The 23,995-nt window shown below is 43.0% G+C and carries 25 protein-coding genes; 22 read left to right on the top strand and 3 right to left on the bottom strand.

The features are described 5' to 3' along the window. Window positions 1–6: 6 nt before the first annotated feature. The 9 genes from AC4EG4_RS00710 to AC4EG4_RS00670 all read left to right on the top strand — a co-directional run bounded on the left by AC4EG4_RS00710 (window position 7) and on the right by AC4EG4_RS00670 (window position 6,380). Entirely contained in the window at window positions 7–804 is a 798-nt protein-coding gene (locus AC4EG4_RS00710) for a GDSL-type esterase/lipase family protein (RefSeq protein WP_490986663.1), read from the top strand. Between the two features lie 13 nt (window positions 805–817). Beyond that, entirely contained in the window at window positions 818–1,393 is a 576-nt protein-coding gene (locus tag AC4EG4_RS00705) for a YpmS family protein (RefSeq protein ID WP_490978196.1), read from the top strand. A 16-nt stretch (window positions 1,394–1,409) separates the two neighbouring features. Continuing rightward, a complete protein-coding gene (gene msrA / locus AC4EG4_RS00700; RefSeq protein ID WP_490978197.1) occupies window positions 1,410–1,940 on the top strand; it encodes a peptide-methionine (S)-S-oxide reductase MsrA in 531 nt (176 codons plus the stop codon). Next, on the top strand, window positions 1,937–2,362 hold the full coding sequence (gene msrB / locus AC4EG4_RS00695) for a peptide-methionine (R)-S-oxide reductase MsrB (RefSeq protein ID WP_490978198.1): 426 nt from the start codon (window positions 1,937–1,939) through the stop codon (window positions 2,360–2,362). The genes msrA and msrB overlap by 4 nt, the downstream gene beginning before the upstream one ends. A gap of 58 nt (window positions 2,363–2,420) precedes the next feature. Continuing rightward, window positions 2,421–2,636, top strand: a complete 216-nt coding sequence (locus AC4EG4_RS00690; RefSeq protein WP_490978199.1) for a YozE family protein — start codon at window positions 2,421–2,423, stop codon at window positions 2,634–2,636. 70 nt (window positions 2,637–2,706) lie between these two features. After that, complete coding sequence (gene deoD / locus AC4EG4_RS00685; protein WP_490978200.1) at window positions 2,707–3,411, top strand: purine-nucleoside phosphorylase; 705 nt, start codon at window positions 2,707–2,709, stop codon at window positions 3,409–3,411. Between the two features lie 267 nt (window positions 3,412–3,678). Further along, window positions 3,679–5,208, top strand: a complete 1,530-nt coding sequence (locus AC4EG4_RS00680; RefSeq protein WP_490986662.1) for a lmo1851 family serine protease — start codon at window positions 3,679–3,681, stop codon at window positions 5,206–5,208. Between the two features lie 54 nt (window positions 5,209–5,262). Beyond that, window positions 5,263–6,144, top strand: coding sequence for a CobW family GTP-binding protein (locus AC4EG4_RS00675; RefSeq protein ID WP_490978202.1), 882 nt, complete (start codon window positions 5,263–5,265; stop codon window positions 6,142–6,144). Continuing rightward, complete coding sequence (locus tag AC4EG4_RS00670) at window positions 6,141–6,380, top strand: hypothetical protein (RefSeq protein ID WP_490978203.1); 240 nt, start codon at window positions 6,141–6,143, stop codon at window positions 6,378–6,380. The genes AC4EG4_RS00675 and AC4EG4_RS00670 overlap by 4 nt, the downstream gene beginning before the upstream one ends. Window positions 6,381–6,459: 79 nt before the next feature. Here AC4EG4_RS00670 and AC4EG4_RS00665 read toward each other — a convergent pair whose 3' ends face one another. After that, on the bottom strand, window positions 6,460–7,836 hold the full coding sequence (locus AC4EG4_RS00665; RefSeq protein WP_490978204.1) for an MATE family efflux transporter: 1,377 nt from the start codon (window positions 7,834–7,836) through the stop codon (window positions 6,460–6,462). Between the two features lie 296 nt (window positions 7,837–8,132). Here AC4EG4_RS00665 and murG point away from each other — a divergent pair, with 296 nt between their 5' ends. The 9 genes from murG to AC4EG4_RS00620 all read left to right on the top strand — a co-directional run bounded on the left by murG (window position 8,133) and on the right by AC4EG4_RS00620 (window position 20,035). After that, complete coding sequence (gene murG / locus AC4EG4_RS00660) at window positions 8,133–9,209, top strand: undecaprenyldiphospho-muramoylpentapeptide beta-N-acetylglucosaminyltransferase (protein ID WP_490986661.1); 1,077 nt, start codon at window positions 8,133–8,135, stop codon at window positions 9,207–9,209. Between the two features lie 29 nt (window positions 9,210–9,238). After that, window positions 9,239–10,192: a diaminopimelate epimerase gene (gene dapF / locus AC4EG4_RS00655; protein WP_490986660.1), complete on the top strand. Its 954-nt coding sequence runs from the start codon at window positions 9,239–9,241 to the stop codon at window positions 10,190–10,192. Between the two features lie 18 nt (window positions 10,193–10,210). Next, a complete protein-coding gene (locus AC4EG4_RS00650; protein ID WP_490986659.1) occupies window positions 10,211–11,857 on the top strand; it encodes a diguanylate cyclase domain-containing protein in 1,647 nt (548 codons plus the stop codon). 245 nt (window positions 11,858–12,102) lie between these two features. Beyond that, entirely contained in the window at window positions 12,103–14,919 is a 2,817-nt protein-coding gene (locus tag AC4EG4_RS00645; RefSeq protein ID WP_490986658.1) for a 2-oxoglutarate dehydrogenase E1 component, read from the top strand. Window positions 14,920–14,943: 24 nt separating this feature from the next. After that, a complete protein-coding gene (gene odhB, locus AC4EG4_RS00640) occupies window positions 14,944–16,206 on the top strand; it encodes a 2-oxoglutarate dehydrogenase complex dihydrolipoyllysine-residue succinyltransferase (RefSeq protein WP_490986657.1) in 1,263 nt (420 codons plus the stop codon). Between the two features lie 89 nt (window positions 16,207–16,295). Continuing rightward, entirely contained in the window at window positions 16,296–16,886 is a 591-nt protein-coding gene (locus AC4EG4_RS00635) for a DedA family protein (protein WP_490978210.1), read from the top strand. A 142-nt stretch (window positions 16,887–17,028) separates the two neighbouring features. Then, window positions 17,029–17,226, top strand: coding sequence for a DUF6501 family protein (locus tag AC4EG4_RS00630; RefSeq protein ID WP_490978211.1), 198 nt, complete (start codon window positions 17,029–17,031; stop codon window positions 17,224–17,226). An 88-nt stretch (window positions 17,227–17,314) separates the two neighbouring features. After that, a complete protein-coding gene (locus tag AC4EG4_RS00625; RefSeq protein WP_490978212.1) occupies window positions 17,315–18,172 on the top strand; it encodes an AAA family ATPase in 858 nt (285 codons plus the stop codon). 9 nt (window positions 18,173–18,181) lie between these two features. Further along, a complete protein-coding gene (locus AC4EG4_RS00620) occupies window positions 18,182–20,035 on the top strand; it encodes a vWA domain-containing protein (RefSeq protein ID WP_490986656.1) in 1,854 nt (617 codons plus the stop codon). Between the two features lie 211 nt (window positions 20,036–20,246). On the opposite strand, the gene AC4EG4_RS00615 is transcribed toward AC4EG4_RS00620, so the two are convergent. Then, complete coding sequence (locus AC4EG4_RS00615; protein WP_490978214.1) at window positions 20,247–21,428, bottom strand: toxic anion resistance protein; 1,182 nt, start codon at window positions 21,426–21,428, stop codon at window positions 20,247–20,249. After that, the gene (locus AC4EG4_RS00610; protein ID WP_490978215.1) at window positions 21,400–22,107 is read right to left on the bottom strand and encodes a 5-bromo-4-chloroindolyl phosphate hydrolysis family protein; all 708 of its coding nucleotides are present in this window, start codon (window positions 22,105–22,107) and stop codon (window positions 21,400–21,402) included. The genes AC4EG4_RS00615 and AC4EG4_RS00610 overlap by 29 nt, the downstream gene beginning before the upstream one ends. A gap of 204 nt (window positions 22,108–22,311) precedes the next feature. Here AC4EG4_RS00610 and AC4EG4_RS00605 point away from each other — a divergent pair, with 204 nt between their 5' ends. The 4 genes from AC4EG4_RS00605 (at window position 22,312) to AC4EG4_RS00590 (ending at window position 23,932) form a co-directional block, all read left to right on the top strand. Next, a complete protein-coding gene (locus AC4EG4_RS00605; protein WP_490978216.1) occupies window positions 22,312–22,608 on the top strand; it encodes a DUF1033 family protein in 297 nt (98 codons plus the stop codon). A gap of 185 nt (window positions 22,609–22,793) precedes the next feature. Further along, a complete protein-coding gene (locus AC4EG4_RS00600; protein ID WP_008428384.1) occupies window positions 22,794–22,994 on the top strand; it encodes a cold-shock protein in 201 nt (66 codons plus the stop codon). A 202-nt stretch (window positions 22,995–23,196) separates the two neighbouring features. Continuing rightward, window positions 23,197–23,403: a cold-shock protein gene (locus tag AC4EG4_RS00595; protein ID WP_490978217.1), complete on the top strand. Its 207-nt coding sequence runs from the start codon at window positions 23,197–23,199 to the stop codon at window positions 23,401–23,403. A 52-nt stretch (window positions 23,404–23,455) separates the two neighbouring features. Beyond that, window positions 23,456–23,932 carry a YkvA family protein gene (locus AC4EG4_RS00590; protein ID WP_490978218.1) on the top strand — a complete coding sequence of 159 codons (477 nt, stop codon included), beginning with the start codon at window positions 23,456–23,458 and terminating at the stop codon, window positions 23,930–23,932. The last annotated feature ends 63 nt before the right edge of the window (window positions 23,933–23,995 follow it).

Below are 23,995 nucleotides of genomic sequence, written 5' to 3'. Positions count from 1 at the left end.
AAAAAATTGAAGCGCATCCTGTTCATCATCATTTTGTCCATGGGTATAGTAGCGGGATGCAGTCCAACTTTTATCTTTGGCGATAAAGAAGCACAAGTAAGAACCGAACCATTAATCAATTCATATACCATTCCGCCAAATTTCATACCTCAAGCCGTTGTGATGACGGCGCTTGGGGATTCCTTGTCTCAAGGTGTAGGTGATGAAGAAAACTTGGGCGGCTACACGGGTCGATTGGCAAACGAGATTCGAAATTGGCAAGGAATTGAAGGTGTTGCCGTTGAAAATACAGCTAAGCGCGGACGCCGCAGCGACCAGCTTCTGGCCATGATTCAACAAGGTGAACTGACCGGACCTGTCGCGGAAGCTGATTATTTGTCGCTGACAATTGGTGGCAACGATGTGATGCGAATCATCAAGCGCGATTTGTTTTCACTGAATATGGAAGCATTTGAGGGTGAACTGGTCCTCTATGAAAATAGATTTAACACAATCTTCATGGCAATTCGGGAAATCAACCCGAATGCGCCCATGATCGTCATGGGCATCTACAATCCGTTTTCGCTGATCACGGATGAAGTGGAAGAATTTGATCAAATCATCGCATCCTATAATGAGGCGATGGAGGAAAGAGTTGAACAAGATCCTCAGGCATGCTTTGTGCCTGTCAGCGATTTGTTTGTCGGCAATAAGAATTTGGTTTATCATTCAGATTTTTTCCATCCGAACAGCAATGGGTATGACCTTATTGCCGAACGCATGTTGGAACGGATGGAAGAATGCGGGATAAGCTATGAAGAATAAGGGGTGGTGACAAATGAAAAAATGGCGTTTTGCTTTCTTTGTACTTTTGGCTGTAAATGCTCTAGCTTTAGTGGGACTTGTTGTTTACGTAACCACTCCATCTCAGGACCATACAACTTACCAAGCCTTGCAAAATTCATCGACTGCTGGAAATACAGTTGTCGTCAACACCACGAAAGCCGATTTTGAAGGAATAGCCAATACGTATATACAGGATGCAATGAAAGATCAACCCATTCCATTGGCGCTGTCGGTTAATGACGACGTCAGCATATCAACCGAACTGACTATCTTTTCAGTGACCTTGCCAATATTAATGAAGTTTGAACCACTTGTTCAAGAAGATGGCAATTTATTGTTGGAACAAAAGTCAGTTGAAGTCGGCATGCTGGATATTCCGCCTGAATCTGCGTTAAAGTTGCTTAGAGACTCAGTTGAACTTCCAGAATTTATGGAAGTGATGCCTGCCGACGAAGAAGTGCTGCTGAAACTGACGGAAATTCCGTTGGATGATGGCATCTCAGTGCGGGCAGCATCGTTCAACTTGCAAGAAGACGATATTCGGTTATTGGTGACAATTGAACCATAGGGAACGGAGTGAGCATATGAAAACGGAAAAAGCGACATTTGCAGGAGGCTGTTTTTGGTGCATGGTCAAACCATTTGATTCTTTGGATGGCATTGAAGAAGTAGTGAGCGGCTATACAGGCGGCGAATTGCCGAATCCGACCTATGAGCAAGTATGCTCGAATGCTACAGGACATGTTGAAGCAGTCCAAATCACGTTCCAGCCTGACATTTTTCCTTACGAAAAATTACTTGATGTATTTTGGACACAAATTGACCCAACTGATGCTGGGGGACAATTTTTTGACCGTGGGGAGTCTTACCAAACAGCGATTTTTTATCATTCTGAAGAACAGCAGCAAGCTGCTGAAAAATCCAAGCAGGAACTGGACAATTCCGGCAGATTTCAAAAACCTGTAGCGACACCGATTGTTGAAGCAAAACCGTTTTATTTGGCAGAAACTTACCATCAAGATTATTATAAGAAAAACCCTGCCCATTACAATCGTTATTCGGTTGGTTCCGGGCGGACAGCTTTTATTGAAAAGAATTGGGGTGGACAATCATGAAAGAAGACTTGAAAGCTAAATTAACACCGATGCAATATCATGTAACCCAGGAAAGTGGCACAGAGCCGCCATTCCAAGGAGAATACGACCAGCATTTTGAAGAAGGCATCTATGTGGATATTGTTTCTGGCAAACCATTGTTCAGTTCTTTGGACAAATTTGATGCGCATTGCGGTTGGCCGAGTTTTGCAAAGCCGATCGAAGGATCTGAAGTAAAAGAGAACTTGGACACGAGCCATGGCATGAGAAGAACGGAAGTACGTTCTGAGACTGCCGACTCTCATCTTGGACATTTGTTCCCGGATGGTCCGTCATCTCTTGGCGGCCTGCGGTACTGCATCAATTCAGCAGCGCTTCGTTTTGTTCCAAAAGAGCAATTGGAAGCAGAAGGCTTATCCGAATACAAAAAACTGTTTGAATAATAAGTTGCCCGGACAACTGTCCGGGTTTTTTTTGCTTAAAATCTGGAAGGAGCCTTTCATGGACCGATCATTTTATCAATTTGCATTAAAATACCGTGGAAAACTGCATGAAGATGATTTTTCCCGATTTGCAGACTCGATGTTTTTGGACCACTCTTTTCCAAAATCATCTTCAAACTTCGACCAGCTGTCCAAATATGTCGAAGAAAAGGCGCATCCTGTCATGAGAGCGTCCATCTTTGATGAAATTTGGGAAGAATACGCGGGCGAATAATGCTGGTCATTGCACTATAGGAAAAAAAACAGTATGATTAATTCGACTATATTAAAGTGAGGTTTTTTAAATGAGTGTTCATATCAATGCAAAAAAAGGCGATATCGCTGAAACAATTTTACTGCCAGGAGATCCACTCCGCGCAAAATACATAGCGGAAACTTTTTTGGAAGATGTAACGTTATACAATGAAGTCCGCAATATGTTTGGTTATACCGGAACATATAAAGGAAAACGCATTTCCGTACAAGGAACAGGAATGGGCGTACCGTCGATTTCTATCTACGTAACAGAATTAATGCAGGAGTATGATGTGAAAAAATTGATCCGCGTTGGAACTTGCGGTTCAATCCACAAAGACGTAAAAGTCCGCGACGTCATTTTGGCACAAAGTGCTTCAACCGATTCAAAAATGAATGAAATTATTTTCAACGGCATCAACTATGCGCCAACAGCTGATTTTGATTTATTGTTGAAAGCATATAACGCAGGCGTTGAAAAAGGATTGAACTTGCGTGTCGGAAATGTCTTTACCGAAGATGTTTTCTACAACGAATTTGCAGAACATGAAAAATGGGCGCAGTACGGTGTGCTAGCACTTGAAATGGAATCTTCAGCCCTTTACACATTGGCTGCAAAATTTGGCCGTCAGGCATTATCAATCCTGACTGTCAGCGATCACTTGTTGACGGGCGAAGTAACAACTTCTGAAGAACGCCAAACAACATTCAACGATATGATTGTCGTGGCTTTGGACGCAGCAATACAAGAGTAGAAAGAAAAGCGCAAGCGCCCGTGTAGATTCGACGGGCATAAGACGCACTGGCGAAGTGGCGTTTCTTCAGCCGCACAGCCAGGGTGGCTTATGACCCTAGAATCTGGGCGCTGGAGTCTGGACAAGAAGAAAAGCGCAAGCGCCCGTGTAGCTGGGGGCTGAAGTCTAGACAATAAAGAAAAGCGAAACATAACAAAAAGACTGTCTCGGCAGTCTTTTTCTTTTCATATTCTTGGCTCTGCAGCAATTATGAAAGTGGTGAAATAGATGGATGATAAACGTCCGGAGGAAGAGCACGAACAGATTCCGCCAGTAGAAGAATCGCCGTCGCACACTATTAAGATGAAGACATTCTCATTTATAATGCTTGTGTTTCTTTTGATAATAGCTACGGCAGGTTTGACCGTTTTTGCATTGACGTTTGGCGACGACAAAGCAGTGGAAGTCAATTCACCAGAAAGACGTGAGTTCGAAAAACTTTACACAGCTTATGATCAAATACAAGATCAATATTTTGAAGAAGTTGACCGAGAAGTTCTTGTGAACGGAGCCATTAACGGTATGGTTGATTCATTGGAAGATCCATATTCCGATTACTTGAATGAAGAAGAAGCATCGCAATTTCTGGAAGGGATTTCGTCCAGTTTCCAGGGGATAGGTGCAGAAGTGCAGGAACGTGGTGGATATGTAACGGTGGTATCACCCATTAGAAATTCACCAGCTGAAGAAGCAGGCGTTCAGCCAAATGATCAAATTCTAGCAGTTGACGGTGAAAGCATTCAAGGTTTTACCACAACTGAAGCTGTTATGCTGATTCGTGGTGAAAAAGGAACTGAAGTTACTTTAACCATTCAACGCGGGGAAAACACTGATCCAATTGACATCACCATCGTTCGCGATGAAATACCAATTGAGACCGTGTACGCAGAAATGATCGGAGACAATGTGGCCCATATTCAAGTGACAAGCTTCTCTGAAAACACCTACCAAGAACTATTGGATGCCATTGAAGCGATGGAAGCTGAAGGAATGGAAGCGGTCGTGATGGACGTTCGCCAAAACCCGGGTGGCTTGCTGGATGTAGCACTTGATATTTCCAACTTGTTTATTGAAGATGGCAACCCTTTATTTGAAGTACAGGCAAAAGGTGCAGAACCCGAAATTTACATGTCGTCACCAGGTACCAAAATCGAAGTGCCTGTTACTTTGTTAATTGATGGCGGCAGCGCCTCAGCCTCTGAAATTTTAGCTGGAGCGATGAAAGAATCGGCTGATATCCAATTAGTTGGAGAAAAAACATTCGGCAAAGGGACAGTTCAAACTGCTAATGATCTTCAAGACGGCTCTAATCTGAAATTTACAACAGCTAAATGGCTGACACCTGATGGCAATTGGATTCATGAAAAAGGAATCGAGCCGGATGTGGAAGTCGCCTATCCAGAGTATGCATCTCTTCCAGTTTTAGATACTTCATTGGAACTGCAAGATGGCGTCATTTCTGACCAAGTGGAAACTGCTGAACAAATGCTTGAAGCGCTAGGTTATGAAGTTGGTGATATAGACGGCGTCTTCGAAGAGCAAATGACAGAAGCTGTTGAAACGTTCCAAGAAGAAAATGACCTGGAAGTAACGGGTATCTTAACTGGGGACAGTACAGTCGCAGTTATGGATGCATTACGCCAGAAAATTGAAGATGAAGATCCACAACTGTTGCAAGCAAAAGATATTTTGATGGAAGAAGCTGGAATTATACCGTCAGAAGAAAATGAAGCTGCATCAGAAGAAACTGAAGAGTGATGTTAAAGGTCCGCTTAGGCGGGCCTTTTCTTCAGGAAAAGAAAGGATGAGAACATGAAAGATGTATATTTGTTCAGCGGATTTTTAGGAAGTGGCAAAACGACGCTGCTAAAAAGCATGATCAGCCAAATGAAAAGCCAAGGCTTAAAGCCGGCAGTCTTCATGAATGAATTAGGAAAAATGAACATGGATTCGGATTCTGTAGAGGATGGAGTGCCGTTAAAAGAAATTCTTGATGGCTGTATTTGCTGCACGGGATCAGAGAAATCTGAAGCACAAATTCAAACTTTACTGGCTGAAGAAGAGTTTGATGTATTGTTGATCGAAACAACAGGTGCGGCGCATCCGGTAGAAGCATTGGATGCCATCTTTTCACCTTTGTTTGCTGAACAGTTGAACTTTAAGGGAATTGTAACGGTAGCAGACAGCAAACGCTGGATGGACCGCAATCGCTTGTCTCCGCAGATCCGTTCTCTATTTTTGGAACAGATCCGCCATGCCGATCTTATTCTCGCCAATAAAATGGATTTATTGACCGATGCTGAACAAGGCACGGTAACTTATGAAATTCAGTCGCTAAATCCGACAGCACAAATTATCCAAACGGTCCATGCCAAAGTACCATTTTCAGCATTGGAAAAAATAACGCCTACAGCGGCAGAAGACGTTGTGAAAACTCCTGTTGCAAAAATGAATTTGAATGCGAAAGTTCTTCAGTTTAATGCGCCGGTCCAACGTGAAAAGTTTGAAGAATGGCTTCGAGCTTTGCCTGATTCTGTGTTTCGCATTAAGGGGTATGTGCCGCTTGAAGGAGATAAATACCCACACGCCTTTCAGTTTGCATATGGGATGGCACAGTGGCTTCCGGAATATATAAAGATGCAAAACCAGGTGGTTGTGATAGGGGAAGGGCTGGAAGGAGTCGAGTTGCCGTGATTGAATCGTACCGTAAACTTTGGTCAGATCGTAAAGCTGTGGCAGGGATTTCAACACATCTGGACCTTGAAAAAAACATTTTGATTGAATTGAACGATGAACTGACCCATCCACGTGTTCGAAAATCCAAAGCGGAAAAGTTAGCATTGGCATTGGCTCGAATCGAAGCTTCGGATTTATCGGCGTCCGAAAAAAGCGGCTTGAGTGCATTGTACAAAAATCTTGCTTCCCGCTAATGTGCTTATGTGTTTAAATACTTAGGCAATCCGACTAAAAAAACTGGCAAGGAAAATTAATCATTTTCCTTGCCAGTTTTTATTTTACTGCTTGTTTGTGAGTGGCTGTTTGACCAGAAATTCTTTTTTGAATCGAGAGCAAGCGAATAGACAAGGTAATCGCACCTGCCGTTAAGCCAATAATCAGGCCGATCCAGTAGCCAAAAGCACCAAAGTCGGTGAAGTTGGCGAGCAAATAACCAGAAGGCAAACCAATAACCCAGTAAGACACAAGCGCCATGACAAAGGTGATGTTGACGTCCTTGTAGCCGCGGAGTGCTCCTTGGACAGGTGCTTGAATCGCATCCGACAATTGGAACAACGCTGCAAACAGCAGGAATTGCACAGCGAGTTCAACCACTACCGGGTCAGATGAGTACAAAGCGGCAATTTCACTGCGCATGAAAAACAGAACACAAGCGGACAGAGAGCTTAATCCGACAGCGGATCCGACGCTCAGCCAACTGTATTGTTTGGCATCCTGGAAGCGCTTGGCGCCGACTTCATAGCCGACTAAGATCGTTGCACCCATGGAGATGCTGAGCGGCAGCATATAAAGCAGAGAGGCGAAATTCAAGGCAATTTGATGAGCTGCGATGGTGACAGTGCCGTAAACTGCCAAGAGAAAAGTGACGGCAGAGAAAATGCTGGTCTCCACAAAGATTGAAATGCCGATTGGTACACCGATTCGACTGATTTCGATCCAGCTGCTCAATGAAAATTTTGGCCACTTGCGGAAAATATTATAAGCGTTAAATGGATTTCTTGTATGGATGATCCAAATGGCAATGGCAAGAATCAGCCAATAAGTAATGGCCGATGCGAGTCCGGCGCCAACGCCTCCAAGTTCCGGAAAACCAAACTTTCCGAAAATCAGCAAGTAGTTGAAGAAAATATTAATCGGTGTGGACAATAGCGAGATGACCATTGTTACACGGGTCGCTCCAAGTGCATCAATGTACGAGCGCAGAGCATTGTAAACAAATAACGGAATCAGCCCAATCGACATCGCAAAGATGTAGCGGCTCGCGACATCAGCAACGACCGGTTCGAGATCCATAAATGCAAGCAGGTAGTCGATGCCGAAATAGAAAAAGGCAAAGACAATTGCGGCCAGCAGGACAGCCAAATAAATTCCTTGCTGGACGGATTGTTTTACTTGTTCTTTTTTCTTAGCCCCCATCAATTGTGCTACAATTGGAGTAATGGACATGAGAATACCGGCTAATCCGATGTAAACGGGAACCCAAAAGGATGACCCAATAGAAACACCAGCCAAATCTTCTGTTCCGTAGCGGGCAGTCATGTAAATATCGAAAAATGTTACCATATACATCGCGACTTGCGTAACAAGAATCGGAAACACAATTTTTAGTAGCAGCAGCATTTTTTCTTTTTTGGTAGTTGTTTGGTACATACTTCTTTCCCCCGCCAATCCCTAAAATTAATTTTTGCATTGCACCGGCAACTTTTAGCATAGATGGATGCGTTGGTGCTGAAAAAGCTAGTGGATGAAAAGGCAATCCATCTTCAATTTTGAAAATAAAGTAAAACGAAGTTGCAATTCAAGAAAAGCTAAATCATTATGTAGTGAATTCAATGTTTTATGTTATCCGATTCCAATTTAACACATGAAATCCAGTATAGCATAGATGGTATTGCGCTAAAGCAAATCTGGCTGCGCCAAATTAATAGATGAAAGTAGGACTAGCAATGAACAGCAAAACCATTTTATTAACCGGAGGCGGAACCGCAGGACACGTCTCCCTAAATCAAGCATTAATACCAGAACTGAAAAATTTAGGTTTTCACGTTGAATACATTGGTTCCAAAGAAGGGATTGAAAACGAACTGATCCGCGATTCGTTTCCATCGGTCCCGTATCACCCCATTTCCAGCGGTAAATTAAGACGTTATTTTTCGACTAAGAATTTTTCGGACCCTTTCCGTGTAGGGGCTGGACTGACACAGGCACTTAATATTATCCGCAAAACCAAGCCTGTCGCAATTTTCTCAAAAGGTGGATTTGTCTCGGTACCGGTCGTCATGGCTGGGCGAATGATGTCTGTGCCGGTTATTATCCATGAATCGGATGTGACACCAGGACTTGCTAATAAGTTAGCTTTGCCATTTGCTGATCATATTTTTACAGTCTTTAAAGAAACTTTGGCGCACGTGCCAAGTACGAAATCGACGTGTACGGGATCTGTCATTCGCAGCGAACTGATGGAGGGATCGGCAGCACAAGGGCAGGAAATTTGTCCTTTTGATAACAAAAGGCCCGTCTTACTGGTTATGGGTGGAAGCCAAGGTTCGGCGATGATCAATTCAGCTGTCCGAAACAACTTGGAACGGCTGTTGGAACAGTTTAATATTATTCACTTATGCGGCAAAGGCAATAGCATGCCGGAACTGAACGTCCATGTGAATTACCACCAGTTTGAATACGTGACGCATGAACTGCCGCATTTGCTGCACATGACCGATTTTGTGGTGTCTCGGGCAGGGTCCAATTCCATTTTTGAATTTTTGGCATTGAAAAAGCCCATGCTGCTCGTGCCGCTTTCTATGCAAAAAAGCCGTGGCGACCAAATATTGAATGCCAATTTGTTTGAAAAACAAGGATTTGCCCATGTGGTTGAAGAAGAAGAGCTGTCGGCTGACCGGTTTATGGAAGAGCTGGATCGTCTGCAAGCTGATAAAGACCAATTAATTGAAACCATGACACAAGCGGAAGCACCGATTACCGCTGCGGAAATGGCGAAACTGGTTTCGTCCTATACAAAATAACGCCGAGTATATTTGAAGAGGTGACTGAAATGGAAATGACAATGTTAAAAGTTCATGGCTCTATGAATACCTTCTATATGTTTGAATCTGCAGAACGTGCTGATTTTGCACAGCTGGCTATCCAGCTTTCTGCGTTGGATCCAGAAATTGATGGGATATTAGTGATATTGCCATCTGCAGTGGCACATGCAAAAATGCGTGTCTTTAATAATGATGGATCAGAAGCATCGATGTGTGGAAATGGCCTGCGCTGCGTAGCCCGGTTTGTTTGTGAACGGGACGGAATGCAGGAAGCGGTCATCGAAACCATGAAAGCTTCTCTTCGTGTGAAACATGAAGAAACCTTGAATGAGGGAATCGAAACCTACTCGGTTGAAATCTCGCCGGTTTCTTTTTCGCTTAGCAGCTTGCCTATGAGCTACGGAGACAATCGCGAATGGATTCATCAAGCCTTGCCATTTGTTTCAGAAGAAATTCCCTTTTCTGCAGTATCAGTTCCCAATCCGCATTTGATCGGGATTGTTCCATCTGAACTGCAAAGGGATGTCAGTCACCAGCAGCAATGGGCGCAATACTTTAATGGCAAAAACGAATATTTTTCTGATGGGGTCAATGTTAGTTACGTAACGCCAATGGAGGACGGTATATTTGTCCGAACTTATGAACGGGGTGTTGGATTTACCAATGCTTGCGGAACCGCGATGACCGCTTCTGCATTGATTGTTTGTATGGCAGGGCTGATGCCTTACGGGGATGTTTCGGTCTACAACCCAGGAGGCATGGTGAAGTGTTCCATTTCCAAGCAAGGTGAGGACCTTCACCTGCAGCTTACCGGCAATGCGACTTATTTATCGGCAATGAAATTCAACTGGTCGGAAAATGTGGAGGAAAGCAGCATCTTGGCCTCTGAACCCCTGAATGAACAAGTGCATTACGAAGAGTTTATTGAGCACATTTCTACCATCTCAAAACAATTTGTATAATGGAAAGCGGTGAAATAGATGCCAATGCCTTTTACGGTGGGACAGTTGGATCTTCTTTATAAAAATGCAAAAGATCCAGTTTTTTTTATGAAACAAAATGGCGACACATTTGACTATGTGTATGTCAATCCTGCTTGTTTAATTATTTTCAAAAAAGAATTGGTGGGTACAAGTTTGGATGAGAGCATGCCGTATGAGCTGTCCAGAGAAATTAAAAAACAATATCTCATTGCTTTGAAGGTGGGTGAGAAGCGTACTTACCGTGATTACAGCTTGTTCAGTGACAATGCTGCTGCGATGGAAACAGAATTGACTCCCATTGAATTTGGCGGACAAAGATTCGTATTGGCAGTAACAAAAAATGTAAGCTCGCAGAAAAAAGTGGAAGAGGACTACCTGTTCTATCAGTCATTGGTACAAAACTCGGTCGATCCTATGCTCATGATTTCTGCAGAGTACATGATCATTGATCTGAACCCAGCTTATGAAAAAACATTTGGTGTCAAAAAAGAAACGTGGATCAATCGCTACTTTAAAGATTTGCCCGACCATCAAAAAGAACTATTTCGGTCTGGCAAAGACCTTATTGATCAATTTGTCCCTGGATCCAAAAGTTCTTCGCTCCTTATGAAGCGTCGAAAAGGCGATGGCACGATGGCGAAATTTTCAGCAAGTTATTCGCCAATTAATGAAAATGGTATTATCCGGGCATTTCATGTTGTATTTCGCGAGTTGACCAGTGAACTGCTGTTGAAAAATGAGCTGAAAAAGACAGAGAATATACTGGAAAGCTACAAAGATGCGCTTAATTACGCAGCGCTGGTCGCAATATGGAGTCTGTCTGGTACGATAGAGTTCGTCAATGATAATTTAAACAAGCTTACTGGCTACATGCCTGAAGAATTAATAGGTTTGAATGTTTATGATATTGGAGAAGCGATCGTGTCTACTGAAGAGTATGAAAAAATACGGGCAGAAGTTTTGCAAGGCACTATCTGGCGCGGTCAGCTCCAGAGCATGAAAAAAAATGGCGAAATTTTTTGGGTCGATGCAACCATTATTCCGTTGTTGGAAGTGAACGGAAACATTTACCAAGTACTATCAATATTGTTCGATATAACAGAAAGAAAACAACTGGAAGAGCAGCTCCACTTCATGGCTTATCACGACAGTTTGACTACTTTGCCAAATCGCCGTTTAATGGTCAAAAAATTTCAACAAATGAAAGAGCACGCGGAAAAAAATGGCGAACATATCGCATTGCTCTACATGGATGGAGATAATTTTAAATCGATCAATGATCAGTTTGGACATGATGTGGGAGATGACTTTATCTATCATTTTGGCCAAGCGATCAAAAAGAGTTTGCGTAAAGGGGATTTGGCTGCCAGGATAGGCGGCGACGAATTTCTCGTAGCACTTTGCGGAATTGCTCCTGAAGAAAGCCAATTGCATATTGAAAAAATTATTGGCCGTATCAACCAAACGTTGGCTGAGGGATGGGAAATAAATGGACATCATTTCACGCCAAGTTCGTCGATCGGCATATCTGTATATCCCATTCATGGAAACGATTTTGATGATCTGGTCAAAAAAGCGGATGCTGCCCTCTATGTAGCCAAGAGCAACGGAAAAGGGAAATGCTACCTTTATACGTCTTCTTAAATAAGCAAAAACCGCATAATGTAAATCACTGCAAATAATGAAAGCGCTTTACACAAAAGTGTGTGAATCTTTTCACGGAAATGCTTTGTTTTTCATTCTGGAAGTAGTAAGATTGATAGGGAATTTTAATCTTTTATTGCTATAACGCCTTCTGCTTTATGTCTAGTGGGATGCATGATAAAATAAATGAGACATATAACAAATTAGTATGACTGCCGTCAAACAAATAGTTGGAGGTTTTTTTAATGTCTAGCAATTATTCAGATGCCAAATCCCCATGGAGTTCCATTACAGGCCCTAACTTGGGATACATAATGGAGATGTATGATCTGTATCAAGAGTCGCCGGAATTGCTTGATCCAGAATACGTCGAACTTTTTAAGCAATATGGACCACCTACTGAAGTAGAAATTTCTACAAGCGAACAGCCTTCAGTTACAAAAACTTTAGACCCTACTAATTTTGAAAAAGTTTTGGCTGCTGTTAATTTGGCTGAAGCAATTCGCGCACATGGCCATCTGGCATCGGATATTTATCCGTTGAAAGATCAGCCAAAAGATACTTCCCGCTTAGAAGCATCAACATATGGCCTTAGCGATCAGGATTTAAAAGATGTTTCCGTTTCGTTGCTTTTGAACAATGCACCGAGCCATGTAACAAATGGATTGCAAGCCATTGATTATTTAAAGTCGCTTTATACAGATAAAGTTGCTTTTGAATTTTCACATGTGATTCAGCCGCAGGAACGCAGCTGGCTGCAGGATAAAATTGAAGCAGGTGCAGTTAAACCTACATTGGATGCCGATAAGAAGAAACAAGTTCTTGATTTGTTGACGCGTGTTGAAGGCTTTGAGAAGTTTGTGCACCGAACGTTTGTCGGACAAAAACGATTTTCAATCGAAGGCGTTGATTCACTGGTTGTCCTAATGGATGAATTGGTGCGTCTATCTGAATCCGCCGGCACACAAGACATCATGATCGGGATGGCGCATCGCGGTCGTTTAAATGTGCTTACACATATTTTAAACAAGCCATATGAAATGATGTTCGCCGGTTTTGCGCATGTTGGAGACAACGCGTTTCTTCCGGAAGACGGCTCACTCCAAATCACTAAAGGGTGGTTCGGCGATGTGAAATATCATATGGGCGCAGCTTACAAATCTGCAAAAGGAACAAGCGTAAAACTTGCTTATAACCCTTCCCACTTAGAAATTGTCAGCCCGATTGTTGCAGGACAAGCACGTGCAGCCCAGGAAATTACCGACCAAAAAGGACTGGCAAAAGTGGATGCGAAAAAATCCTATGCCATTCTTGTGCATGGTGATGCCGCTTTCCCAGGCCAAGGAATTGTAACGGAAACCTTAAATTTCAGCCGTGTTAAAGGCTATCAGACTGGTGGATCCATCCACATTATCGCCAATAACTTAATCGGCTTTACTACGGAGCAATTTGATTCCAGATCGACGCATTATTCTTCGGATCCCGCAAAAGGATTTGAAGTGCCGGTTATTCATGTGAATGCCGATGAGCCAGAAGCAGTAGTGGCTGTTGCGCGTTTGGCATTTGAATACCGTGAGAAGTTCGGAAAAGATGTTTTGATTGATTTGATCGGCTACCGCAGATATGGACACAATGAAATGGATGAGCCACTAGTGACGAATCCGACGATGTACCATGGCATCCATCAGCATGATACGGTCCGCGAACTTTACGGAAAACAATTGGCGGCGGAAAATGTGCTGTCAGAAGATGATGTACAAAAGCTTGATGCAGATACACAGAAAGAAATGCAGGAAGCTTACGATAAAGTTAAAGAAAATAAGTCAGCGGAATTTCCAAAACTTGAAATTCCAGAAGCTGTTCTAAACGGTTACCCTGAGGTGCCAACTGGCGTTGATAAGGACGTTCTGACGAAGATGAATGAAGAACTATTGTCTTGGCCAAGTGATTTCTCAGCTTTCGGCAAGTTGGCGAGAATTCTAAAGCGCCGGGAAGATCCGTTCAACGAAAAAGGCAAAATCGATTGGGCTCATGCTGAAACATTGGCCTTCGGTTCGATCTTGCAAGACGGCAACCCGATCCGCTTGACTGGACAGGACGCACAGCGCGGTACATTTGCACACCGCCATCTTGTTTTGCATGATGACAAAAACGGCAATGAACTTGTGCCGTTGCATCATATATCAGACGCTAAAGCGTCATTTGTTGTGTACAACAGCCCACTGAGTGAAGCGTCGGTATTGGGCTTTGAATATGGCTACAATGTTGAAAACGATAAAGCACTTGTGATTTGGGAAGCACAGTACGGCGATTTCGCCAATATGGCACAAATGATGTTTGACCAGTTTATTTCTGCAGGTCGTGCAAAATGGGGCCAGAAATCAGGACTGGTTATGCTCTTGCCTCATGGCTATGAAGGCCAGGGACCTGAGCATTCAAGTGCACGATTGGAAAGACATTTGCAGATGGCTGCTGAAAACAACTGGACAGTCGCTAACCTCTCCAGTGCAGCAAACTATTTCCACATTTTGCGCCGCCAGGCCAAAATGCTTGGAGAAGAGTCCATTCGCCCATTAATCATCGTTTCACCGAAATCTCTGCTTCGCCACCCATTAGTGGGGGCTGATGTAGCTGATCTAACAGATGGGCATTTCCAGACGGTCATTGAACAGCCGAATATGGGCAAAGATGTGAAAAAAGTAAAACGTGTTCTTTTCGCAAGCGGCAAAATGGCTATCGACTTGGCAGAGCGGGTGAAAGATGGAAAAGGTTACGAGTGGGCACACATTGTCCGTGTAGAGCAGCTGTATCCATTCCCGGCTGAGAAAATCAAAGCGATTGTCGACCGCTATCCGAATGCCAAAGAATTGGCATGGGTACAAGAAGAGCCGCAAAACATGGGTTCATGGACTTTTGCAGATCCATACCTGCGTGAATTGGCAGACGGAAAAGAAGTGAAGTACTTTGGACGCATCCCGCGCCAAAGCCCTGCAGAAGGCGATGGAGAAGCGCATAAAGTGGAACAAGCTCGTATCATAGATGAAGTATTAGCTAAATTGTAAGGATAATCTAAGGAGGAATTTTTTGTGGCAGAGATTAAAGTACCAGAATTAGCAGAATCGATTACAGAAGGAACAATCGCTCAGTGGCTTAAACAGCCGGGCGAAACAGTTGAAAAAGGTGAATTCATCGTTGAACTGGAAACAGATAAAGTAAACGTTGAAGTTATTTCTGAAGAAGCTGGAGTAGTTCAGGAACACTTAGCACAAGAAGGCGATACAGTTGAAGTTGGACAAGTCATCGCAATCGTTGGCGAAGGTTCTGGCGAAGCCGCTGCACCTAAAACGGAAGAAGCTCCACAAAAATCTGAAGAGCCTGCGAAAACAGATGCTTCTGCAACTCCAGAGCCTGTTGAAAAAGACCCGGCAGCTGAAGAGCAGTCATCAACTGACCGCACAATCGCAAGCCCGGCAGCACGCAAATTGGCACGCGAAAAAGGAATCGACCTGGCAGCTATTACACCAATAGACCCAATGGGCCGTGTGCGCGTACAAGACGTCGAAGCTCATGGATCGAAACCTGCAGCAAGTGCACCAGCTGCAAAAGTGGATGCACCAAAAGCAGCTGCCCCTTCTTCGGATGAAGAAAATGGCCGCATCGTCCGTGAAAAAATGACAAGACGCCGTCAAACGATTGCTAAACGTCTTCTTGAAGTAAGACAATCAACGGCGATGTTGACTACATTCAACGAAATCGATATGACAAACGTGATGGCACTTCGCAGCCGCAAAAAAGACCAATTCCTTAAAAATAATGATGTAAAACTTGGCTTCATGTCATTCTTTACAAAAGCAGTTACCGCTGCTTTGAAAAAATACCCATATGTCAATGCTGAATTAGATGGAACAGATGTCCTCCTAAAGCAGTTTTATGATGTGGGAATTGCCGTTTCAACAGAAGAAGGACTTGTTGTACCGATCGTTCGCGATACGGACAAAAAGAACTTTGCTGAAATCGAAGCAACAATTGGCGAGCTTGCTACTAAAGCACGCGATAAAAAACTTTCGATTGCAGATATGTCAGGCGGTTCGTTCACCATCACAAATGGTGGAGTATTCGGTTCATTGATGTCTACACCGATTTTGAACGGTACTCAGGTTGGTATTCTTGGAATGCACACCATCCAAAAACGTCCTGTCGCAATCGGCGATGAAGTTCAAATTCGTCCAATGATGTATGTAGCTCTTTCGTACGATCACCGTGTAATCGATGGAAGCGATTCTGTTGGTTTCTTGAAAATGGTCAAAGACATGATCGAGAACCCAGAGGACCTACTGCTGGAATCTTAATATAAACGATCAACCTGATAGTCCTGCGTTGCAGGACTATCTTTTTTTTGTCATCATAGAGGAAACAGGCCTAAAGGCGGTAGAAGTTCATGGATATCTCATTTTTTATTGAATTGGTGAAGGAATATGGCTATTTCAGCATGTTTGTCTTTAATTGGCTGCTGTTGTTTGGGTTGCCGATACCAAATGAAGTAGCTGCTGCATTTTCAGGCGTCATGACGGAAATCAGCTATTTCAAACCGGTTTATGCATTTTTGGCTGCGTACTTAGGTTTAATTTCCAGCAACACGTTTGCTTATTTTATCGGTCGCAGTTTAGGTCATCGGCTGCTGAACCGCTTGAATCGAACACGTTTAAAAGGTCCAATCAGCCGATTTAGTGCTTTTTTAGAAAAGCATGGGGAATGGGCGATTGCCTTCAGCTTTTTCCTTCCTGGAATTCGCTGGGCCATGCCTTATGTTGTGGGTGCAAACCGTTTTCCATTCCTGCGCTATGTGTTGTTTGCCTATACAGCGGGATTTGTCTGGATGTTCATTTATTTTAATGTGGGGAGAGCATTTCCATATGCCTATGAGTCAATACTTGGCCATTTGCAGGGATTTTTGATTTTGTTATCGGTTCTTGTAATTGTCGGGTTGCTGCTGCGATATTTGTATAGCACGAAGTTTGCAAAAAAGTAAGAGCAACTCAAAAATTGTACAGACGCTTTTCCCTATTGAAAAAATTATTTATAGTTGTGGAGTGTCGAAACAAAGCAGGTTTGAAATTACCCGGCGTTTTCCTTATACTGAAGACATAGACAGATAGAAAAGGATGAGGACAATGATTCACAATGAATGGCTTGAGAAAGATACCATCAGAACTGTAACTTGCAAGCATACAGAAGCAGCAAAGTTTTTAGTTTCCAATGTGCTGACTGCAGGTAAAGAATATGAAGTGAAAAATGAAACTGAAGAGTTTATTTTCGTAGTAGACAATACCGGAAAAATCGGTGGATTTTATAAAACGTATTTTGAATAAGAAACAATAGTTGGCTGTTAAAGCCTCAACGAATACCAAAAAGCCGATGGATTTGCATCGGCTTTTTCTGTGGAAAAGAGGAAAGAAAATGTCATTGATTGAACAGGATATAGCCAAACGCAATGAACGTACGCACGAGAACTATGATAAATTGATCGGAAAAGCGGGTTACATCGCACCAGATGAACACTTATGGCAGGATATTTTATCGGCAATCGTTCTCCGCAAGCCTGTATTGCTGAAAGGGCCGACGGGAGCAGGAAAGACCAAATTAGCAGAGAGCATTTCTGCATTGTTCGGCCAACCGATGCAAAGCATTAACTGCTCGGTAGATTTGGACGCAGAAGCGCTACTGGGCTTTAAAACTTTGGTTCAGCAGGATGGTCAAAGCGTCATCGAATTCGTCGAAGGACCCGTTGTAACAGCAATGAAAAAAGGCCACTTCCTGTACATCGATGAAATCAATATGGCCAAAGCAGAAACTTTGCCAATTCTTCACAGCGCATTGGACCATCGCCGTATGATGACCAATCCGTTTACTGGAGAAGTAATCGAAGCCCATCCTGATTTTGGTGTGATATCTGCCATCAATGAAGGCTATATTGGGACCGCGCCTATGAATGAAGCGCTGAAAAACCGTTTCATTGCTTATCCAATCCCATATTTGACTGGCCAGCAATTGGCGGAGCTATGGGATCGCGAATTTCCAAAAGCGGACGGGAATTTAAAAGCGTTTATGCTGAATTTAGCAGAAGACTTGATGAAGCAGGTAGAGAACGGTTTATTATCCGAAGAAGCTGCTTCAATTCGGAGTCTGCTGGATGCAACGGCTTTAGCAGCCTATATGGATCCGCTGCGTGCGGTGCAGTATGCGATTGCTGAAAAACTGGATGATGAAAGTGAACGCGATTTGTTTATGGATCTGGCTCATACTTGGAAAAAGTAGGTGAATGTAATGGCGTCAGTTAATCGATTTATCCAATTTAATAATGAAACTATCGATACAAAGATGCTTCACCAAATGGAGTTGCTCGCTGGCGCATTGGCGGATGCCCCATACTTGAAAGTGACAACGCGTAAACTGGTCGAGCTTCGGCCATCTGAATCCGCCCTGTCCATCAGTGTTTTTTGGCGGCATCGCACGAAACGGATTGAACGTAATGGTTATCTATCGGATATCTATTTAATGGCTGCGGGCTATTGGCGTGATTTCAACTTGACCGCATGGAGAAAATTCAAAAGGGACAGTATTGCCTTACCGAGTCTGCGCGAGCAATTGTTGTTATGCGCTGAAGAGTTCCGGTTATCCGAACAAATTAAAGCGGCTCGTCCCGGAACAGTGGCGGCTTTTGAAACGCGGGAAGCGGTTTATGCCGAATATCACGAAGATCAGTTTAAACAAAACAATAAAAAGGGCTTTAAAAGCGATGTGTTGATCAATGCTGCTTATTTGCGCTTGCGCGGAATAGACGTGGATATGGATGAGCGCTTTCAGTCGCTATTTTTCATTTGGACAGATTTGTTTGAGGCAAAGTCAACGATGGATTCCGTAAAGGTAGTAGAGCGTATAATGGACCGGGCAGAGTTTCTGCTCGAGGGAGATGCACTGCACACGTATTACACTTTTGGCGAATCGGTTGAAAAAGCGCCGCCTTTCCATTATCATGCCGGAATAGAGGCGGAAGAAGCGGACGAGTCGGAAGAAATAGAGACCATTGAAGAGTGGTTTCAGTCCTGGCACCGGGAAACTGAAATGAGCGAATCACCAGCGATGGAGTTTGAGCTGGAACGTGGGGACTCCCAGCTTGCAGAAGGCGGCAGGGAAGAAGAAGGGGCAGGAGACGTGCAACAAACCGCTAAAGGTGATTCCAGCGGCGAACACCTGGAAGACAGCGATGCGGAAGACAGACAAATGGAAAGCCAACCGAAAAGAGCAGAAGGCAAATTCGGGTCTGCCAATGACCAAGTGGTTTTTCACGAATCAAGGCTGCGGGCACAAGGTGATCATCGACTGGACATTGAGGCTTGGCGAAAAAAACAGGCACCATACGTGCGTGCTTTGCTGAAAGAGCTGAAAAAGCGGATGACTCAGCGACAAGAAGGAATTCGCACTAACTTGAACGCCGGAAGGTTATCAAAAAAACTGGTGCCGCTGGCAATTGAAGAGCGCCCTAAGCCGTTTTACCGAAAAACGGCACCTTCTAAGGAGTTGGATGCGGTTTTTTGCCTATTGATTGATGGATCCGCTTCAATGCTTGATAAACTGGATGAAACGAAGCAAGCCGTCCTGTTGTTTCATGATGTGCTGCGTGGTTTGAACGTGCCGCATGAAATCGTCCTGTTTTACGAGGATGCTTACGAGGCGAGTGATGCCGAGCAGCCAAACTATTTTGAGTGGATGCATAAGTTTGAGGATCGTGGCAAAGATCATGCACAAGAAATTGCTTCTTTGGATGCACACGAAGACAACCGGGATGGCTTTGCCATTCGCTGGATGAACAGTCGCTTGAAAAGAAGGACTGAAAAACATCGCTTTTTGCTGGTATTTTCCGACGGAGAGCCATCTGCCTATAATTACGCTGAAAACGGTGTAGTGGACACGGCAAACGCTGTTGCTGAAGCAAAAAAACAAGGCATCGAAGTACTGCATCTGTTTTTGAGCAGCGATTCGATTACAGAAGAGCAGGCCGCATTTTACCGAATGATGTACGGCAATAAATCCGTTAGTGCCGATTCTTTGGAGCAGTTTGTCGAACAAACGCTGCGCCTGCTGAAAAGAAGTTTGCATTTGGTGATTCAGGCGGGTTAATTTTTAAGTTTTTTTTTGGTAAATATTTTCTTTGGGCAATTGATTATTTCCAGTAATAGAGCTTACTTTCCAAAAGGCAAAGAATACTTTCCAATAAGGACAAAATACTTTCCAGAACTTCTAAAATACTTTCCAGCCGAGCTGAAATACTTTCCATAGAAATAAAACAGCCAAAAACCCCGGGAGCTCACGAGCTTCCGGGGTTTAAAATTTACATATTGTTCTTTTCATTGTTGTCATGAATAGTAAGAAGGCGCTGTTTCAGGTCTTCTTCCATGCGGCCGATTTCAAGCTCGGCAGCTTTGCGGTTTCTGCGGCCTTCTGCTTGGATTTTCAGTGTTTCTTCGATGGTTTCAAGCAGGTTTTCCTGCGTTTTCTTCAAGGTATCGATCTCCACAATCCCGCGTTCGTTTTCGCGGGCAGTTTCAATCGAATTCATTTTCAGCATTTCCGAGTTTTTCAAAAGCAGGTCATTGGTCGTTGCTGTAACTTGTTTTTGTGCTTCAACGGCTTTTAACTGCTTATTCAGCGTCAGTGCGATGGCAATCTGATTTTTCCATAGTGGAATCGACGTCATGATGGACGACTGAATCTTTTCCGCCAACGTTTGGTTGGTTTGTTGGATCATGCGGATCTGCGGTGCGCTTTGTATGGTGATTTGGCGCGATAATTGCAAATCGTACAGCCGTTTTTCCAAACGATCTACGTATTGAACCATATCGTTGACTTCCTGATACACCATTTGATCTTGTGAGCTTTCCGCTTTTCTTCGAAGTGCGGGAATCGTTTCGTTCATGATTTCATCGCGTTTGATTTCTGCTGCGGCGATGTAGACATTCAATGCCTGAAAATAAGTTTTATTTTGGTCATAAAGCTGTTCGAGCATTTGCACATCATCTAACAATCCACGTTTGGAATGGTCAAGCTGGATGCTGATGCGGTCTACTTGGCTGCTGAGTTTCTGGTATTTGCTCATCATTTCCTGAACCGAATATTTAGCTTTAGAAAAAATTTTACGGATTCCCGATTTTTTTCCTTGTGTCAGCTCTTCTGGATTCAATTCTTCCAGCTTTTTCATCAAGTCATGGAGTACATCTCCAACAGGGCCGATGTCTTTTCGCTGGACATGGTCCAGCATTTTGTGCGAAAACTGGCTCAGCTGGTTTTGGGCGTTAGCCCCATAGGTCAAAATCGCTTCATTATTGCCAATCGGAATTTGTTTGGCCAATTCGCGTGCTTTGGCTTGTTCTTCTTCTGACAAGCGATCCATTAAGGAGACAGGACGGCCTTCTGCCTGCTCGGAAACTGCGTGGTTCTGCTTTTCCAATTGTACGCCAAAAGGCGATTCCAATAAATCATCCAATTCACTTCGAGTCGATGGTTTCTCTGTCATCTTTTACGTCTCCCTCATGTTCAGGTTCTGGCTGAACGAGTAATTTCTGATTATTGTGTTGGTCAACAGCCAACTGTGCATAATCCAGTTCCATACGCAATTTTTCAACGTCGCTGGAAAGAACACGCTTTAAATCCTGCTCCATCACTTTGTTTAGCGCAAGCAGCATTTCTCTTGTGTCTTGCAATGCTACGCGCATTTCTTGATCTTTAATCGGCTGTCCGACCAGTAAGGTGTATTTCTCTGTCAACTCAATGGCTGAATCCAAATGTGAATAGAAGAAAGGTTCAGCTAAATAGAATTTTCGTGGGTTTTGCTGAACGACAATAATAATTTTATTGGCGATTTTTGTCATGTCCATTAATTGTTTAAAAGAAGAAATAGAACGGACTTTGTAATAATTGCCTTGCAGCTGCTTTATTTTTTCTTTGCCTTCTTTTATCTGGGTACGCACATTTTTAAATTCACTTCGAGTCATTCCAAGGTTTTTGGAATCAGACGAGATTTGAACTTGTTTAATGGTACTATTGCTGGCAATATATGTTCCGGCAGCGACGGCTCCAGAAGCAATCAGGCCAATTTCTGCACCTAAATACAGGACAGGGAACATCACTGTCATAAGGGGCAGACTGACAGATTGTCGTTTAATGAAATTTTCAATCGGCTTTAGGGGCTTCATGCAAAGAACCTCCTTCACTGCTACTATATCTATACGTTTCGAACATTGAAAAGTTTCGTTTCAATGCTTTCTCTATCTTGTATTTTACGTGAAACAAGAAGTCAATACAAACTTTCGAATCCTAATAAAGAATTTTGCAAAATACTTTACAAGCTGAGCGAGATTTGGCAAAATGCTAACTAGGAAGAAATGAGGCAGATTAGGATGCATGACATCATCTATATTCGAGCAAATTATGAACCTTGGTGGATGTTTGATGGCTGGGAAGAAAACATCGTATCACGTGGAAGGTTTGAGTCAGCGGATAAAGCACAAAGCTATCTGAATGAGCAAGAACAAGAGTTCAGCCGCCGATTTTCACAATCTGAAAAAAGGGATCATGCTTTTACAGCGTTTTGGAATGATGAAGAAGTAGAATATTGCGAAATTTGCGAGGAAGATTTACAAATCTTTCATGGTCTTATTTGGCTCCATAATGGGAAACCAAAGATAAGTTTTTAGATTTATTTGACTTTTGTAGTCAATTTGATATAATAACTGTAACAATATGAAATCTCAACCAATTACAGCTATTCACATATTCCCAAAAGTGATCAGCACGTGATGGTACTTTAGGGAATATGTGATTTTTTTTATTTGAGAAGATTCCATATTGAAAATTTTTCTTACCACAGGAGGTAATTTACATGCAAGAAGGAACAGTAAAATGGTTTAACTCAGAAAAAGGCTTCGGATTTATCGAAGTTGAAGGCGGAGACGATGTGTTTGTACATTTCTCAGCAATCCAAGGTGAAGGCTTTAAAACGCTTGACGAAGGCCAACGTGTTGAGTTTGAAGTAGAAGAAGGCAACCGTGGACCACAAGCAACTAACGTAACTAAAGTCTAATAACCAAGAGCCACTCTTTCGGGAGTGGTTCTTTTTTGAGGTTTCTGCCAGCTTGTCTTGAATGCCAGGACAGCCGGTTATGAACTACAAAAAGTAAATTTAAAATAGATGAGTCTTTTCCGTGACGCCTGTAAAGGTTTTTATTATGAGCCCTGAGGGTATAAATAAAGGATTAGTGAAAGCAACTATAGGAGGTTTTAAAATGGAAGGCAAAGTGAAATCGTTTGATGAGGTTAAAGGCATAGGCATGATCGTAGGCGACAATGGCGAAGATTTCTTTTTCGAGGAAATCAATATCAACGTCGATGGCTTCCGTAAGCTGATGCCAGGACAACCGGTAAAATTTACAGTATATGAAGGCGTAGCCGATAAAGAACGCGTAGCAACAAATGTAACGTTGGTATTTTAATTAGGATTGAACACAGTGGTTGAGCAATTGAAAGATCAAGGGGGAAGTTAAAATGACTAACGAATATTTAAAGAAAGATATGCCAAGCAAAGAAAAGCAGGAAGATTTTTATCATAAGCTCCGAGATAAAGTACAGAATTGGGCAGATTCAAAACCAAAAGTAGTTGGAACTGTCAGCGGGTATGTGTTGTTCGCGCCAGATCTTTTCCATTTGCTGACCCGATTGATGCTGGACAGCCGCATTGATAAGAAAAGCAAGGCAGCAGTTGGAGCAGGGATTATGTATTTCATCGCACCAATCGACTTTCTGCCAGAAATATTAATGGGTCCCGGAGGATTTTTGGATGACGTGGTAGTTGCTGTCTTTGTCATTAATACACTGCTTAACAAATTCCCTAGAGAAGTCATTGCAGAGCACTGGGCTGGCGATGAAGACTTATTGGCCCTTGTGAAAAAGGTATCCAACTCTGGAAATAAATACGTTTCCAAATTGCCAGCTGGTCGTTTGGTTAAGCGTTTTACAAAATAAATCTAAAAAAGCCGCAGATCAAATTCAGATCTGCGGTTTCTTTATGTAAAAAAACAGCAGGCA

This window comes from Planococcus sp. TJ-201 (assembly GCF_058268495.1).
This window is presented reverse-complemented; position numbering and strand designations above follow the sequence as displayed.

Coding starts and splice junctions, on each gene's coding strand:
- AC4EG4_RS00680 (WP_490986662.1), top strand. CDS start 3,679: ATGGATGATAAACGTCCGGAGGAAGAGCACGAACAGATTCCGCCAGTA.
- AC4EG4_RS00615 (WP_490978214.1), bottom strand. CDS start 21,428: ATGACAGAGAAACCATCGACTCGAAGTGAATTGGATGATTTATTGGAA.
- AC4EG4_RS00595 (WP_490978217.1), top strand. CDS start 23,197: ATGGAAGGCAAAGTGAAATCGTTTGATGAGGTTAAAGGCATAGGCATG.
- AC4EG4_RS00630 (WP_490978211.1), top strand. CDS start 17,029: ATGATTCACAATGAATGGCTTGAGAAAGATACCATCAGAACTGTAACT.
- msrB (WP_490978198.1), top strand. CDS start 1,937: ATGAAAGAAGACTTGAAAGCTAAATTAACACCGATGCAATATCATGTA.
- AC4EG4_RS00690 (WP_490978199.1), top strand. CDS start 2,421: ATGGACCGATCATTTTATCAATTTGCATTAAAATACCGTGGAAAACTG.
- murG (WP_490986661.1), top strand. CDS start 8,133: ATGAACAGCAAAACCATTTTATTAACCGGAGGCGGAACCGCAGGACAC.
- msrA (WP_490978197.1), top strand. CDS start 1,410: ATGAAAACGGAAAAAGCGACATTTGCAGGAGGCTGTTTTTGGTGCATG.
- deoD (WP_490978200.1), top strand. CDS start 2,707: ATGAGTGTTCATATCAATGCAAAAAAAGGCGATATCGCTGAAACAATT.
- AC4EG4_RS00590 (WP_490978218.1), top strand. CDS start 23,456: ATGACTAACGAATATTTAAAGAAAGATATGCCAAGCAAAGAAAAGCAG.
- AC4EG4_RS00620 (WP_490986656.1), top strand. CDS start 18,182: ATGGCGTCAGTTAATCGATTTATCCAATTTAATAATGAAACTATCGAT.
- AC4EG4_RS00645 (WP_490986658.1), top strand. CDS start 12,103: ATGTCTAGCAATTATTCAGATGCCAAATCCCCATGGAGTTCCATTACA.
- AC4EG4_RS00675 (WP_490978202.1), top strand. CDS start 5,263: ATGAAAGATGTATATTTGTTCAGCGGATTTTTAGGAAGTGGCAAAACG.
- AC4EG4_RS00665 (WP_490978204.1), bottom strand. CDS start 7,836: ATGTACCAAACAACTACCAAAAAAGAAAAAATGCTGCTGCTACTAAAA.
- AC4EG4_RS00610 (WP_490978215.1), bottom strand. CDS start 22,107: ATGAAGCCCCTAAAGCCGATTGAAAATTTCATTAAACGACAATCTGTC.
- AC4EG4_RS00650 (WP_490986659.1), top strand. CDS start 10,211: ATGCCAATGCCTTTTACGGTGGGACAGTTGGATCTTCTTTATAAAAAT.
- AC4EG4_RS00635 (WP_490978210.1), top strand. CDS start 16,296: ATGGATATCTCATTTTTTATTGAATTGGTGAAGGAATATGGCTATTTC.
- AC4EG4_RS00625 (WP_490978212.1), top strand. CDS start 17,315: ATGTCATTGATTGAACAGGATATAGCCAAACGCAATGAACGTACGCAC.
- AC4EG4_RS00705 (WP_490978196.1), top strand. CDS start 818: ATGAAAAAATGGCGTTTTGCTTTCTTTGTACTTTTGGCTGTAAATGCT.
- AC4EG4_RS00600 (WP_008428384.1), top strand. CDS start 22,794: ATGCAAGAAGGAACAGTAAAATGGTTTAACTCAGAAAAAGGCTTCGGA.
- AC4EG4_RS00605 (WP_490978216.1), top strand. CDS start 22,312: ATGCATGACATCATCTATATTCGAGCAAATTATGAACCTTGGTGGATG.
- dapF (WP_490986660.1), top strand. CDS start 9,239: ATGGAAATGACAATGTTAAAAGTTCATGGCTCTATGAATACCTTCTAT.